Source organism: Streptomyces monticola, from assembly GCF_042665355.1.
Lineage (GTDB): Bacteria > Actinomycetota > Actinomycetes > Streptomycetales > Streptomycetaceae > Streptomyces > Streptomyces monticola.
Genome location: NZ_JBHTCF010000011.1, coordinates 143,488 through 157,484, shown reverse-complemented (window position 1 = coordinate 157,484; position 13,997 = coordinate 143,488). Strand labels below are relative to the sequence as shown.

The window sequence follows — 13,997 nt, the reverse complement described above, 5'->3', positions numbered from 1 at the left end:
GAACTGATGGGACACGGAGCCCTGTCGACGTAGGCCTGCGACCGATGCGGCTGTTGTGCCCCACCTGCCTACAGGGAGGTGGTACGGCCCCGGCTAGGCTCCGGCCTCATGGACGTACTCATCAATGTCTTCGTCGCCCTGCACATCGTCGGGATCGCCTCGCTCCTGGGCGGGTTCCTGACGCAGGTGAAGGCGATGGGCGACGGCACGGCGCGGTTCACGCCCCCGATGCTGCACGGCGCGCTGACGATGCTGATCACGGGCGTGGCCCTGGTCGGCCTCAACCAGGCCGACGGCCAGACGGTCGACAACATCAAGATCGGCGTCAAGCTGGCGGTGCTGATCGTCGTCCTGGCCCTCGTCTATGTGAAGCGTGACGAGGAGCGGGTGGACAAGGGGATGTTCATCGCGGTCGGCGCGCTGACCACGGTGAACATCTTCATCGCGACGCTCTGGACATAGCCCGCGGCCACCGCGTGAGAAGGGGCCCGGACCGCCGCAGCGGTCCGGGCCCCTCGTCATTTGCGCGTCTCAAGGGCGCGATTTCCGCGTCTTAAGGGCGCGATTTCAGTGTCCTGAGGGCGCGCTCTACGCGGGCCGCACCACACTGTGGATCGGCATGTAGTAGATCGACTCGACGCGCACATTCGCGCCCGGCTTCGGGGCGTGGATCATCTTGCCGCCGCCGATGTAGATGCCGACGTGGCTGATGTCGTCGTAGAAGAAGACCAGGTCACCCGGCTTGGCGTCGGCGGTCTTGACCGTGGTGCCGACCTCGACCTGGTCCCAGGTGGTGCGCGGCAGCGAAATGCCCGCGGTCTTCCAGGCGTCCTGGGTCAGGCCCGAGCAGTCGTAGGAGTCGGGGCCGGTGGCGCCCCACACATACGGCTTGCCGATCTGGGCCTCGGCGAAGCTGATCACCTTCTCGGCCTTGGCGGCGTACGAGGTGTCGGTGGAGCCGGAGTCCGAGCCCGAGCCGCTGTCGGAGCCGCCGGAGTTCTGGTCCTCCTGCTCCTGGCGCGCGGCCTCCTCGGCCTTGCGCTGCCGCTCCTCCTCGGCCTGCTTGCGGGCCAGTTCCTCGGCCTTGCGCTTGGCCTCTTCTTCCTTCTTCTTCTCGATCGCCGCGAGCCGCGCCTTCTCCTCGGCGGTCAGCTTCGAAAGCAGCTCCCGCGCCTCGGAGAGCTTGGACTGCACGGCCCGCTTGCTCTCCTTGAGGTCGCTCTGCGCCTCGGTCAGCGTCTCCAGGCTCTTCTGCGCCTCGCCGCGCTTCTCGGTGGCCTCGTTCTGCAGCGCCTCGAAGTCGTCGACGGCACGCTTCTGCCGGTCGCTGAGGCGGCTCATCAGCTGCCGCTGGTCGAACATCTGCTGCGGGTCGTCGGCGAGCAGCAGGCTCGCGGTCTCGGAGGTGCCGCCGTTGCGGTACTGGGCGGCGGCGAGCGAACCGAGCTCACGGCGCGCGTCGTTGAGCTTGTCGGTGCGCTTGGCGACCTGATCGAGCAGACCGTCCACCTCGCCGCGCTGCTGGTCGGTGCGCTCCTTGGCGGCGTTGTACTTCTGCGTGGCCACGCCGGCCTGCCGGTAGAGGTCGTCGACCTTCTTCTGGACCTCTTCGAGCGTGGGCTTCGGCTCGGCCGGGGCTGCGCCCGCGGTCTGTGACAGCAGGGCCACGGAGGTGAGTGCGGCGGTGGTGATGCCGACGGCCTGGGAGGTACGTATGAGACCCGACCTGGACCGCGGCTTGCGGTGCGACGCCAAAGGAGGCGCTCCTTCCGTTGGCCGCCTACCGGGTTAGCTGTCGGGTTCGGGCGGGTGGTTCGGAAGGGCTGCCCTACGGTCTCGTACGTTGTGCTCTTGTACGGGACCGATTCACCCCAAGGTTCAAGGTGGGTCCCCGGCTCCGGGTTGCCGTCTGGGCGCTCCGGACTCGGCGCAGGCCGCCCGTTCCCGGCGTGGTTCGCCGGTGGGGGTACGAGCAGCCCGCGGAGCACGCTAGCCAACCGCTGTGGCCGCTGGGAAGGTTGATGGTCGATATGCCCGATACATTTTCGTGACTTTAGCGCTGAGTGAGCATGCGGATACCGTCTTGATAACCCGGAACCCACTGTCGGTGGGGCGCCCTAGACTCGGTAGGCGATGAGCAGCCTCTTTGACGACAGCTTCCTGGCGGACCTGCAGCCCAAGGCCGAGGGACCCCCGCCACCCCCCGAGGAGCACGCTCCGGAGGAGATTTCGGACGACCTCTTCGGCGGGCGCTTCGACGCGCCCCCGCCGCGCGACGCCTACTACCGCGACGGCGCCCCCCGCCCCGCGGTGGACCCGGCCGCTCTCCTCGACGGGCTCAATGACAACCAGCGCGCGGCCGTCGTGCACTCCGGCGCCCCCCTGCTCATCGTCGCCGGCGCCGGCTCGGGCAAGACCCGTGTCCTGACGCACCGCATCGCGTATCTGCTCGCCGAGCGCAATGTCCACCCGGGCCAGATCCTGGCGATCACCTTCACGAACAAGGCCGCGGGCGAGATGAAGGAGCGCGTCGCCGAACTCGTGGGCCCGCGGGCGAACGCGATGTGGGTGATGACCTTCCACAGTGCGTGCGTGCGCATCCTGCGCCGCGAGTCGAAGAAGCTCGGCTTCACCTCCTCGTTCTCGATCTACGACGCCGCCGACTCCAAGCGCCTGATGGCCCTGGTCTGCCGCGACCTCGATCTGGACCCGAAGAAGTTCCCGCCGAAGTCCTTCAGCGCCAAGGTCTCCAATCTCAAGAACGAACTGATCGACGACGAGACCTTCGTCGGCCAGGCCGCTGGGGGCACCTCCCAGACGGAGTCTGGGGGAGGCTTCGAGAAGACCCTCGCCCAGGCGTACACGATGTACCAGCAGCGGCTGCGCGAGGCCAACGCCCTGGACTTCGACGACCTGATCATGACGACGGTCCATCTGCTCCAGGCGTTCCCCGACGTCGCCGAGCACTACCGCCGCCGCTTCCGCCACGTGATGGTCGACGAGTACCAGGACACCAACCACGCGCAGTACGCACTGGTGCGGGAGCTGGTCGGCACCGGTGCGCCGCTGCCGGACGGATCGCCCGCGGTCGAGCCCGCCGAGCTGTGCGTCGTCGGTGACGCGGACCAGTCGATCTACGCCTTCCGCGGCGCCACCATCCGTAACATCCTCCAGTTCGAGGAGGACTACGGCGACGCGACGACGATCCTCCTGGAGCAGAACTACCGCTCCACACAGACCATCCTGAGCGCGGCCAACGCGGTCATCGAGCGCAACGAGAGCCGCCGCCCCAAGAACCTGTGGACGAACGCCGGCGACGGCGCCCGCATCACGGGTTACGTCGCGGACACCGAGCACGACGAAGCGCAGTTCGTCGCCGAGGAGATCGACCGCCTCACGGACGCGCGCGACGCCAAGGCCGGAGACGTCGCGGTCTTCTACCGCACGAACGCCCAGTCCCGTGTCTTCGAAGAGATCTTCATCCGCGTCGGCCTGCCCTACAAAGTGGTCGGCGGCGTCCGCTTCTACGAACGCAAGGAAGTCAGGGACGTCCTCGCGTATCTGCGCGTCCTCGCCAACCCCGAGGACGCGGTCCCGCTGCGCCGGATTCTCAACGTCCCGAAGCGGGGCATCGGCGACCGCGCGGAAGCGATGATCGACGCGCTGTCGCTGCGCGAGAAGATCAGCTTCCCGCAGGCACTCAAGCGCGTCGACGAGGCCTACGGAATGGCGGCCCGCTCGGCGAACGCGGTCAAGCGGTTCAACACCCTGATGGAAGAGCTCCGCACCATCGTCGAGTCCGGCGCGGGCCCGGCCACGGTCCTGGAGGCCGTGCTCGAACGCACCGGATATCTCGCCGAGTTGCAGGCCTCCACCGACCCGCAGGACGAGACCCGCATCGAGAACCTCCAGGAACTCGCCGCCGTGGCCCTGGAATTCGAGCAGGAGCACGGGGACGACGGCGAAGGGGCCGGCACGACAGGCACCCTCGCGGACTTCCTGGAGCAGGTCGCGCTGGTCGCCGACTCGGACCAGATCCCGGACGAGGACGACGGCGGCGGAGTCATCACGCTGATGACCCTGCACACCGCGAAGGGTTTGGAGTTCCCGGTGGTGTTCCTGACCGGCATGGAGGACGGCGTCTTCCCGCACATGCGCGCGCTCGGCCAGGTCAAGGAGCTGGAGGAGGAGCGCCGTCTGGCGTACGTCGGCATCACCCGCGCCCGCGAGCGCCTCTATCTGACCCGTTCGACGATGCGCTCGGCCTGGGGCCAGCCGTCGTACAACCCGCCGTCCCGCTTCCTGGAGGAGATCCCGGAGCAGCACCTGGACTGGAAGCGCACGGGCCCGATGGCCCCGCCGCCGTCCAGGAGCGCGAGCGGCCCCGCGGCCGGCGTGGTCTCTTCGCTGTCCTCCTCCCGCTCCCGCGGCGGCCCCTCGGGCTTCGCGACCCGGCGCGCCGGCGACAAGCCGGTGGTGTCGCTCGCGGTCGGAGACCGGGTCACACACGACCAGTTCGGCCTCGGCACGGTCGTCTCGGTCGAGGGCGCGGGAGACAAGGCGAGGGCGACGATCGACTTCGGCGAGCCCAAGCCGAAGGTGCTGCTGCTGCGGTACGCACCGGTCGAGAAGCTCTGACCTGTCCGTCGGCGAGCGAGGGGGCGTGCCCAGGCGGGAGGCGCTCCCTGGTTCCGGCGGGTTCGGGTTCGGCTCGGGGGAAGTGCGGTGCGGTCAGTCGTGCCCCGAAGGGGCGCGGGGCTGTGTCGATATGCGGCTCCGCCGCGATGGGGGTCCCCCCTGCTCGAGCGGAGCCGAGAGCTTGGGGGAGCGACCAGCCACGACGCACCCGCAGGTGCCGTAACGAACTTGCCGCGGAGCGCTTAGTTCGGGTCGAGGCCGTGGCCGCGCAGCCAGGGCAGCGGGTCGATGGCCGAGCCACCGCCGGGGCGCACCTCGAAGTGCAGGTGCGGGCCGGTGGAGTTGCCCGAGTTACCGGAGTACGCGATCGTGTCGCCCGCCTTCACGGACCCGCTGCGGATCTTCGTGCTGGAGAGGTGGCAGTACCACGTCTCCGTGCCGTCGGGGGCGGTCACGATCGCCATGTTGCCGTAGGCGCTGTTCCACTGGGTGCGTACGGTGCCGTCGGTCGCGGCGAGGACCGGCGTGCCGTAGGAGACCGGGAAGTCGATCCCGGAGTGCACGGACATCCAGTTGATGCCGGCCTGGCCGTAGTAGGCGCTCAGCCCGTGCTGCTTCACCGGCAGCGCGAACTTGGGCCGCATCGCCTCCTTGCGCGCCGCCTCCGCGGCCTTGCGCTTGCGCTCGGCCTCCTGGCGCTCCTTGAGGTCGATCCGCTCCTGGGTGCGGCTCGCGCGGTCGGCGAAGTCATCGGCGTCCGCGGAGAGATTCGCGAGCTGGGTGTCCAGCTTGTTGTTGGCGGCGGCCGGTTTGACGGCGCCGGGGTCGGGCGCGGCCTGCGTCGTCGTCTCGCCCTGGTCGCTGCCGAAGCCACCGGCCACCGACGCGGCGGCGACGCCCGCGACACCGAGCGCGCACACCGACGGCACGGCCACGGTGAGCAGCGCGGAGCGCTTGGCGGGGGCGCGGCGGCGGCTGCGGCCGCGCGGACCGGCCGCGGCGAACGCGCCGTCGGCCTCGTCCGGGAACGGGCCGTCGTCCCCGGGCGCGGAGGCGCCGGCGAACTCGCTCTCGCTGAACCGGCCGTCGGCGTGCGGCTGTTCGCCCTGCGCGGGCTCGGCCTGCGGGGTTTCGCCGCCCGGCTGCTCGAACACCGTCGTGCCGAAGGCCGGGGTGTCGAAGGCCGTCGCGCCGTAGGTCTCGTAGGCGCCGGTCGTGTCGTACGAGCCGGTCGTGTCGTACGCGTCGTACGCACCGGCAGTGTCGTACGCACCCGTGGTGTCCGTGGCGCCGGTCGCCGCGCTGCCGTCGAAGTTCCAGGCGGTGGCGTCGTACGCGCCGGTCTCGAGGAGGGACTGGCCGTGCTCGAGGCCCGTGGGCTGCTCGAAGCTCTGTGTCTGCCACTGGCCGGTGGCGTCCCACTGCTCGGCGGACTGCGGTCCCGGCTGAGCCGGGATGTCGGCGAGCTGCTGGTACCCGGCGGTCGCCCACATGGCGGTCGTGTCGTAGGCACCGGTCTCGTACTGGCCGTAGGGGTCCTGGCCGAGTGTGGTGTGCGCGCCGGTCGCGTAGGTCTCGTGCGTCCCGGCCGACCACTGGCCGCCGTTCCACTGGCCGTTGTCCCACTGGCCGCTGTGCCCCGCGTCGTACGCGGTGTCGGCCCCCGGCATCGTGCCGAAGAGCGGGTCGGCGTCGAAAGAGGTGGTGTCGAAGGCACCGGTGGAATAGCCGTCGTAACCGGCGGCATGGCCGTGCTGGTCGTTCACCAACTTCTCTTTCGCCTCGACAGCAGGGGGCAGAGCAGTGCGGTGACTGTACCCGGCGGTACGCGACGCCGACAATCTTCGGGAGGTTTCCCGGCTTCAGGAAACGGGCAATCGGCCGCCTTTCGGCGGACTGTGGGCAGAGCTTTGGCCCTGCGTTCGACAAGCGTTCGACGAATTTCGGCGATTCTCCGCGATGTGTGGACACCGGCCGTAGGTCTCGACTGCGATCCGCGTGATCGGAAGGCGACGTGCCGGTCGCGGAACGTGACCGAGCCGCCCGGAGCGCCGACGCCCCCGGGGGTCGCGACCTGCCGAAGTCGCGGCGTCCGGGCGCCCCGACATGCCGGAGTCGCGACGATCTGCAGTCGCGACGACCTGTAGTCGGTGCGGCCCGCGGTCCGGGCGAAGCCGGGTCGCCGCCGGTGGGTTGACCGGTGCCGGTCCTCAGGCCACTGATGCCGAGCCCGCCATGGGCCGCGTCGCCTCGTCGGAGTCGATGGCCTGGCGGATTCCTGCGGTGACCGCCGGGTGCACGGGCAGGGCGAGATGCCCGATGCCGCTCACCTGCACGTTGTGCGCGAGCAGATCGGGGTGGTCGACGCAGGCGGTCTCCAGCGGTGCCATCACATGGTCGAGGTCGCTCCAGAAACTCACGAACCGCGTACGGCAGCCGGGGGCGGGCTCCCGCAGCTCCGCGATCACGTCGGAGTCCGGCCGCATCTGCCGCACGATCGGATGTGCGCTCATCAGCGGTACGACGCTGGTGCCGCCGTGTGGAGTGCCGAGGGTGACGAGGGTGCGGACACGGGTGTCACCGCCGAGGCGCTGCGCGTAATAGCGGGCGATCAGTCCGCCGAGGCTGTGCCCGACGACATCCACCTCCGGCTGGCCGGTGCGCTCACAGAGGTCCTCTATATGGCGGCCCAACTGCTCGGCGGCGGCGCGGATGTCGCCGGTGAACGGCGAGTAGTTGAGGGACTCGACATGCTGCCTGCCCTCCTTGGCCAGGGTGCGGCGCAGCAGCACGAACACCGAGCGGTTGTCGATGAAGCCGTGCAGCAGGACGACCGGGCGGTGGCCCGTCGCGGTCGGCAGACGCGGCGGGTCGAGCTGCCGGCGCGGCGGCGCGTCCAGGGAGCTGCCGGAGGGGTCGAGCCGGGCCGGCACGGGCCGGCGCTCCTGCGCGATGCCCGAGGGATACAGGAGCACATGCCCGGCGAGTACGGCGAGTTCGAGTGCCGTGGCCTTCAGGAGCTCGGCGGAGAGCCGCAGATGGTGCGCGGGCAGAAGGCGGTCCGGGAGGAATCGGTCCGGGAGGAAGCGCGCTGGAGGAAAGAGTGCTGGAAGGAGGTGCACTGGAAGAAGGTGCCCTGCTCGGCGCAGGAGCAGCGGTACCAGCGGTACTAAGGGCAGAACCTTCATGGCCGACCTCCCGAACGGCACGCGGGAGCCGGCTCTGTCCCCCGTGTGCTCTCACGGGTCGCCGTGGCGGAGATCGGCGGATCTGCGGCAGGGATGCCTTCGACCGCTCGCAGGCGAGCCGTCGCTGACACCGGTGCCGATGCACCGTCCCACCGCGCCGTGCGGCTGACGGCGCGGTGGGACGGTGATCTCGTAGCGGCTCCCCTTTGCGCTCGGCCCGGCCCGGCTGTCACAGAGCCTGGGTAGGGCGAAGCGCATCGCGAACGTGTCCCACCGTGTGATTTCCCCCTCGCTCCGCACCGCGAAACGGCGGGTTGCGAGATGCTGGAGATAACGTTCGTTCACCTCGCGAGGAGTCTGGGGCGCTCGCGGAGGGAAGCCTGAGACAAATCGCTACATGGAGGCAGCAATGAGTGTGGCAGCCGGGCCGATTCGCGTGGTGGTCGCCAAGCCGGGTCTCGACGGTCACGACCGCGGCGCCAAGGTGATCGCGCGGGCGCTGCGCGACGCGGGCATGGAGGTCATCTACACAGGCCTGCATCAGACGCCCGAGCAGATCGTGGACACGGCCATCCAGGAGGACGCCGACGCGATCGGTCTGTCCATCCTCTCGGGTGCGCACAACACGCTCTTCGCGAAGGTCATCGAGCTCCTCAAGGAGCGGGACGCGCAGGACATCAAGGTGTTCGGCGGCGGCATCATCCCGGAAGAGGACATCGCGCCCCTCAAGGAGCAGGGCGTGGCGGAGATCTTCACCCCGGGTGCGACGACGACGGCGATCGTGGAGTGGGTGAAGGCGAACGTACGCCAGCCCGCAGGGGCGTAGCCCGCGTACGGCGCTCCGCTTGTGCGTACGGCGCTCTGCCTGCGCGTACGGCGCTCCGCTTGAGCGTCCGGCTGTCGACCGCGGTGCGCCTCATGGTTCCGGCACCAGTTCGCCCGCCATCGCCGCGCGCAGGCGCAACGTACCCACGAGGCGCTGGAACGCCTCCGACCAGTACCCCACCGCCCCCGGCGCGCCGTCCTCGGGCTCGTCGGGGATCGCTGTGAGGGATTCGAGGCGGGTCGTCTCGGCGGGGTCGAGGCAGCGCTCCGCGAGGCCCATCACTCCGCTGAAGCTCCAGGGGTAACTGCCCGCGTCCCGCGCGATGTTGAGCGCGTCGACCACCGCGTGGCCCAGCGGCTGCGACCAGGGCACCGCGCACACGCCGAGCAGCTGGAAGGCCTCGGACAGGCCGTGCGCGGCGATGAATCCGGCGACCCACTCCGCGCGGTCGGCGGCGGGCAGCGTGCCGAGGAGCTTGGCGCGCTCGGCGAGGGAGACCACTCCGGGGCCACCGGCCCCGGGCGAGGACGGCGAGCCGAGCAGGGCCCGGGACCAGGCGGTGTCGCGCTGGCGCACCGCCGCCCGGCACCACGCGGCGTGCAGTTCGAGCTGCCAGTCGTCCAGGACGGGCAGCGCCGCGATCTGCCGGGGGTCACGTCCGCCGAGCCGCGCGGACCACGCGGACAGGGGCGCCGCCTCCACCAACTGGCCGAGCCACCAGGAGCGTTGACCACGGCCCGCCGGGGCGTTCGCCACCACGCCGTCCCGCTCCATCGCGGCATCGCACTCGTACGGAGCCTCTACGACGATGCCGGCGCGCTCCCTGTCGTACGCCACACAGGAGACGGCGCGCTGCGCCATGCGGGCGGCGAGGGCCGAGGCGGGCAGGGACGAGAGGAGTTCCGCCGCCGTCGCCCTTACATTGCGGCTGCGGTCGCCCAGGGCCTGTTCGAGGAAGGGCTCGTCGGCGTCGGAGAGCCGGGCGCGCAGTGAGTCGAGGAACATCAGACGGTCCTCCGCGCGCTCCGTGGCCCAGGTGCCGGACAGCAGCTCGCGGGCGGCCTCCGGATCGTGCCCGCGCAGGGTCGCGAGGAGGGTGACGCGCTCCGCGAACAGGCCCTCCTGCCACAGGCGTTGGGCACCTTCGGTGTCGTCGGGTGCGGGCAGCGCGGTGCCGCCGGGAGCGCTGCGCAGGGCGAACTTCCAGTCCGGGTTGAGCCCCGCGAGCCACAGGGCGCGCGGCCCGGCGAAACGGAGTGCCTGCGGCCGCAGGTCGGTGCGGCCGCGGGCCGCGTCCAGGAGGGCGGGCAGCAGCTCGGGCGGTGCCGCGTACCCCCGGTCGTTCGCGGCGGTCAGCCACTGGGGCAGGAGCTCGGTGAGGTCGGGTGCGGTGCCGCGGCGGCCGCCGCCCGGGCCGGGGCGGTCGGCCAGGAGCAGGGCGAGGCGCCGCCTGGCCGCCGCCGGGAGGGCCGGTCTGGGGTCGGGCGCGGACGGCTCGGGCAGCGGTGCGGCGGCAGCGGGGCGCAGTCCCGCGCGGCGCCGCACGGTCGCGGCGGCGGCCGCGTCGAGGAGGGCGGCGGGGGCGTCCTTGCCGGCGACCTCTCCGGCGTTCCTGTCGGCGTTCTTGCCGAGCGGGGCGAGCGGTGGCCTGCGGCGGTCGGTGCCGAGGAGGGCGCAGGTGACGAGCTCTTCCCAGGCGGCGGAGGTGGCCGTGGAGGCGGAGTCGGTGGTGGAGGTGCTGGTCGTTGTCGTTGTCGTGGCGTCCGCCGTGTCGGTGGCGTGGTCCATGAGGGGCCTCCCGTACAGGGATTGGCGTATCGCGTAGGAGATGTCTGGTGCCCGAGTTGTGGCCGTGCCGTGCGCCGTGAGCCGTGCGCCGCGTGGGGCCGCTCAGGCCAGTGCCGTTGCTTGGGGCGCCGCGTCCGAAGCGTCGGCGGCGCCGGTGCCCTCGGGGGCCGCGGGCCAGGCCGTGAGCGGGGTGAAGCCGCGGTGGCCGCACTCGCCGAACACCGTGACCGGCGCGCCGCCGGAGAGCGCGGCGAGTTTCCACAGGCCGGGGCGCGCGGTGGCAGCGGCGGTGAGGGGCAGGGCACAGCGGCCGTCCGCGTCGGCGAGCTGCCAGCCGCCCCGGCCCTCAGGGGCGGGCACGGGTATCACCTCGCGCAGGGTGACCGGCCAGGAGTCGAGCCAGGGGTCGTCGCGCAGCGCCGTGCCATAGGCCGCGGCGGCCTCATGGGTGCGCACTCCGCGCGGCCTCGCGGACGTCGGCTCCGGAGCCGAGTGACGCTCGCCGAGGGCGGCGCGCAGCTGGCCCGCGCCCGGGTACGCGGACAGCTCGGCGTCTATGGAGAGGCCTACCGGCAGGGCGAGTTCGGGTGCACGGCCGGCCGCGCCGAAGGAGAGGAGCAGCGCGGTGCGGTCCGTCTCCGCGCCATGCACCCATATACGGCGCGTGGTCAGCTTGGTGTCCGCCGTGTCGTACTGGGCGAGGACCTGCCAGCGGTCGCGCATCGGCGCTCCGTCGGCCGACACGGGCAGCCCGATCCGGGCGCGGACCGTGGCGGCCAGCGGCCCGGGCAGCCGCTCGCGGCGCAGCCAGGCCAGGTCGAGCAGATGGATCAGCGCGCACTCTTCGAGGAGGCGCACGGGCCAGCCGGGGCCCGAGGCCGGGATGGCGCCCAACTCCTGCACGCGCGCGGCGAGTCCCGGAACCTGCGCGTCCACCATGCGCCGCGCCGTCTCCTCCCACAGTGCGTACCCCGCCTGCTCGGCGCCCGCGAGGCCGCCGCGCAGGAGGTCGGTCAGGCGCTGTTCGAGCTCGGTGACACCTGCGGTGGCGCGCTCGGCGCGGCGCTCGGCCCTGCGCCGGGCCGCCTCGGTGTCACCGCCCTTGCCCGCGACCGGAGCTGGCCGGTCCTGCTGCTCCGCGCGCCGGCGGCGGCCGGCCAGCCACTCCTGTGCCCACGGGGGTGCCGAGGCGTCCGGCTCCGTGCCGATGGGGCCGACCGTGTCGTCGGAGCCCGCCCAGAGGAGCAGCAGGCCGAGCGCGTGCTTGCACGGGAACTTCCGGCTCGGGCAACTGCACTTGTACGCGGGCCCGGTGGTGTCCACCACCGTCCGATACGGCTTGCTGCCGCTGCCCTTGCACAGACCCCACACCGCCCCCTCTCCCGAACTCCCCGCCTCGGACCACGGACCGGCCGCGCCGAGCTTGCTTCCCGCTTTGCGTGACGAGGCGTCAGGAGCCAGTGCAAGCACCTGGTCCGCCGTCCAGCGCACCCCCTGCTGAGTCATGTCTGCGACGTTAGGTCCCCCCACTGACAATCGCCCTGACCTGGGGCTTCTTGACGCTCGCCGGGGTCGCCGGACGATTTGACTTTAACGTTTCTTTACGTTTGGGTGTATCTCTCATCCGAAACTGGGAGACGACTCATGAATCGCACCTTCCGCACGGCTGTCTGCGCGTTCGCGGCCGCCGGGCTCGCCTTCGGTCTGACCGCCTGCTCCGAGGCCCAGAAGGTCGCGGACGGCGCCGTCGACAAGGCCGTAAATGAGAAGTACGACGTCACGTACGAGGTCACCGGTAACGGCGTCGACGAGATCCAGTTCAACGGCGGCGGGGGCAAGTCGGCCACCGACCCGAAGATCGAGAAGATCACCAAGCCCGAGCTGCCGTGGAAGAAGACGGTGACCCTGCGCGGCATCGAGCCGCCGACCGTCCTGCCCATCGCGGCCGACATCAAGGGCACCGACGTGACGTGCAAGATCACCTACAAGGGCAAGGTGATCAAGGAGGCGTCCGGCGAGGGCGTGATCTCCGGCGGTGGCTGCGTCGCGGTGTCGCCGATCGTGGAGCAGTAGGCGCCACCACCGGCCCCGCGGGCGGCCAAGGCGGTTCAACCGCCTTGGCCGCCCACGTTTTTGGTTCCCGGCTCTGGTTCCCGGCTTTGGTCCCCGGCCCGCCGTGGCTCGCCGCCGGTCCGCGCCGGCTTGCCGCCGGTCCGCGTCGGCTTGCCGCCGGTCCGCGTCGGCTTGCTCCAAGCTGCTCCGACCTGCGGCGACGGTCGATTGTCAGTGGCGTGGTGCACGGTGGGATCCACAGCCGGAGGACGGCCCGGGCGAACTCCCGGACATCTTCCGCGCTGTTCGTCCTGCGCATCTGGAGGGGGATCCATGACCGTGCCCGACACCACCGCCGGGGCCGAGCCGACCGAGGCCCTGCGGCCGCACGCCGAGGACGCGTTCGCGGCGGAGCTCAAGGCGCTCGCGGCCGCCGACGACCGGACGCGCCCGGCCCGTTGGCGGCTCTCGCCGTGGGCCGTGGCGACGTATCTGCTCGGCGGCACCCTGCCCGACGGCACCGTGATCACGCCGAAGTACGTGGGCCCGCGCCGGATCGTCGAGGTCGCCGTCACCACCCTCGCCACCGACCGCGCCCTGCTCCTTCTCGGCGTCCCCGGCACCGCGAAGACCTGGGTGTCCGAGCATCTGGCCGCGGCCGTCAGCGGTGACTCCACGCTGCTCGTGCAGGGCACGGCGGGCACGCCCGAAGAGGCGATCCGGTACGGCTGGAACTACGCCCAGCTCCTCGCCCACGGACCCAGCCGGGACGCCCTCGTGCCCAGCCCTGTCATGCGGGCCATGGCCGAGGGCATGACCGCGCGGGTCGAGGAACTCACGCGCATCCCGGCCGACGTGCAGGACTCACTGATCACGATCCTGTCCGAAAAGACCCTGCCCATCCCGGAGTTGGGCCAGGAGGTGCAGGCCGTCCGCGGCTTCAACCTGATCGCGACGGCCAATGACCGCGACCGGGGGGTGAACGAGCTGTCGAGCGCCCTGCGCCGCCGCTTCAACACGGTGGTGCTGCCGCTGCCGGAGAGCCCCGAGGCGGAGGTCGAGATCGTCTCGCGCCGTGTCGACCAGGTCGGCCGCTCCCTCGATCTGCCCGCGGGCCCGGACGGCATCGACGAGATCCGCCGGGTCGTCACGGTCTTCCGTGAACTGCGCGACGGCGTGACGAGCGACGGCCGTACGAAGGTGAAGTCGCCCAGCGGCACCCTGTCCACCGCCGAAGCGATCTCGGTCGTCACCAGCGGCCTGGCCCTGGCGGCCCACTTCGGTGACGGAGTGCTGCGGCCCGGCGACGTGGCCGCAGGAATCCTCGGCGCGGTCGTACGCGACCCGGCCGCCGACCGCGTCGTCTGGCAGGAATACCTCGAAGCGGTCGTCCGCGAGCGTGACGGCTGGAAGGACTTCTACCGCGCCTGTCGCGAGGTGACCGCGTGAGCGGCCTCGCGGCGGCCGAGCCGGGACCCCCCTCCCGGCCCGCGAACCAGGGCGCC

Annotated in this window: 10 protein-coding genes and 1 riboswitch; of the genes, 5 read left to right on the top strand and 5 right to left on the bottom strand. The window is 71.4% G+C overall.

Annotated features, from left to right (window positions below):
• Positions 1-108: 108 nt before the first annotated feature.
• Complete coding sequence (locus ACFQVC_RS24740; RefSeq protein ID WP_381834335.1) at positions 109-462, top strand: hypothetical protein; 354 nt, start codon at positions 109-111, stop codon at positions 460-462.
• 126 nt (positions 463-588) lie between these two features.
• Here the strand turns inward: ACFQVC_RS24740 and ACFQVC_RS24735 are convergent, their stop codons facing one another.
• Positions 589-1,755 carry a C40 family peptidase gene (locus tag ACFQVC_RS24735; RefSeq protein ID WP_381834332.1) on the bottom strand — a complete coding sequence of 389 codons (1,167 nt, stop codon included), beginning with the start codon at positions 1,753-1,755 and terminating at the stop codon, positions 589-591.
• 6 nt (positions 1,756-1,761) lie between these two features.
• A riboswitch (cyclic di-AMP (ydaO/yuaA leader) is annotated at positions 1,762-1,926 on the bottom strand.
• Between the two features lie 207 nt (positions 1,927-2,133).
• On the opposite strand from ACFQVC_RS24735, the gene pcrA reads away from it, so the two are divergent.
• On the top strand, positions 2,134-4,638 hold the full coding sequence (pcrA, locus tag ACFQVC_RS24730; RefSeq protein WP_381834330.1) for a DNA helicase PcrA: 2,505 nt from the start codon (positions 2,134-2,136) through the stop codon (positions 4,636-4,638).
• 242 nt (positions 4,639-4,880) lie between these two features.
• Here the strand turns inward: pcrA and ACFQVC_RS24725 are convergent, their stop codons facing one another.
• Together ACFQVC_RS24725 and ACFQVC_RS24720 are read right to left on the bottom strand one after the other, a co-directional pair.
• Complete coding sequence (locus ACFQVC_RS24725) at positions 4,881-6,404, bottom strand: M23 family metallopeptidase (RefSeq protein ID WP_381834327.1); 1,524 nt, start codon at positions 6,402-6,404, stop codon at positions 4,881-4,883.
• A gap of 444 nt (positions 6,405-6,848) precedes the next feature.
• Entirely contained in the window at positions 6,849-7,826 is a 978-nt protein-coding gene (locus ACFQVC_RS24720; protein ID WP_381834324.1) for an esterase/lipase family protein, read from the bottom strand.
• A gap of 409 nt (positions 7,827-8,235) precedes the next feature.
• On the opposite strand from ACFQVC_RS24720, the gene ACFQVC_RS24715 reads away from it, so the two are divergent.
• Positions 8,236-8,652: a cobalamin B12-binding domain-containing protein gene (locus ACFQVC_RS24715; RefSeq protein ID WP_381834321.1), complete on the top strand. Its 417-nt coding sequence runs from the start codon at positions 8,236-8,238 to the stop codon at positions 8,650-8,652.
• Between the two features lie 90 nt (positions 8,653-8,742).
• Here the strand turns inward: ACFQVC_RS24715 and ACFQVC_RS24710 are convergent, their stop codons facing one another.
• Together ACFQVC_RS24710 and ACFQVC_RS24705 are read right to left on the bottom strand one after the other, a co-directional pair.
• Positions 8,743-10,440: a DUF5691 domain-containing protein gene (locus ACFQVC_RS24710; protein WP_381834318.1), complete on the bottom strand. Its 1,698-nt coding sequence runs from the start codon at positions 10,438-10,440 to the stop codon at positions 8,743-8,745.
• Positions 10,441-10,542: 102 nt separating this feature from the next.
• On the bottom strand, positions 10,543-11,946 hold the full coding sequence (locus tag ACFQVC_RS24705; protein WP_381834316.1) for an SWIM zinc finger family protein: 1,404 nt from the start codon (positions 11,944-11,946) through the stop codon (positions 10,543-10,545).
• A gap of 138 nt (positions 11,947-12,084) precedes the next feature.
• Between ACFQVC_RS24705 and ACFQVC_RS24700 the strand changes: the two genes are divergently transcribed.
• Together ACFQVC_RS24700 and ACFQVC_RS24695 are read left to right on the top strand one after the other, a co-directional pair.
• Positions 12,085-12,513, top strand: coding sequence for an MmpS family transport accessory protein (locus ACFQVC_RS24700; protein ID WP_381834313.1), 429 nt, complete (start codon positions 12,085-12,087; stop codon positions 12,511-12,513).
• 312 nt (positions 12,514-12,825) lie between these two features.
• Positions 12,826-13,941: an ATP-binding protein gene (locus ACFQVC_RS24695; RefSeq protein ID WP_381834310.1), complete on the top strand. Its 1,116-nt coding sequence runs from the start codon at positions 12,826-12,828 to the stop codon at positions 13,939-13,941.
• The last annotated feature ends 56 nt before the right edge of the window (positions 13,942-13,997 follow it).

Bases quoted from the DNA above. Each gene is read 5' to 3' on its own strand.
- pcrA (WP_381834330.1), top strand. From the start codon at position 2,134: ATGAGCAGCCTCTTTGACGACAGCTTCCTGGCGGACCTGCAGCCCAAG.
- ACFQVC_RS24720 (WP_381834324.1), bottom strand. From the start codon at position 7,826: ATGAAGGTTCTGCCCTTAGTACCGCTGGTACCGCTGCTCCTGCGCCGA.
- ACFQVC_RS24695 (WP_381834310.1), top strand. From the start codon at position 12,826: ATGACCGTGCCCGACACCACCGCCGGGGCCGAGCCGACCGAGGCCCTG.
- ACFQVC_RS24715 (WP_381834321.1), top strand. From the start codon at position 8,236: ATGAGTGTGGCAGCCGGGCCGATTCGCGTGGTGGTCGCCAAGCCGGGT.
- ACFQVC_RS24705 (WP_381834316.1), bottom strand. From the start codon at position 11,946: ATGACTCAGCAGGGGGTGCGCTGGACGGCGGACCAGGTGCTTGCACTG.
- ACFQVC_RS24700 (WP_381834313.1), top strand. From the start codon at position 12,085: ATGAATCGCACCTTCCGCACGGCTGTCTGCGCGTTCGCGGCCGCCGGG.
- ACFQVC_RS24740 (WP_381834335.1), top strand. From the start codon at position 109: ATGGACGTACTCATCAATGTCTTCGTCGCCCTGCACATCGTCGGGATC.
- ACFQVC_RS24710 (WP_381834318.1), bottom strand. From the start codon at position 10,440: ATGGACCACGCCACCGACACGGCGGACGCCACGACAACGACAACGACC.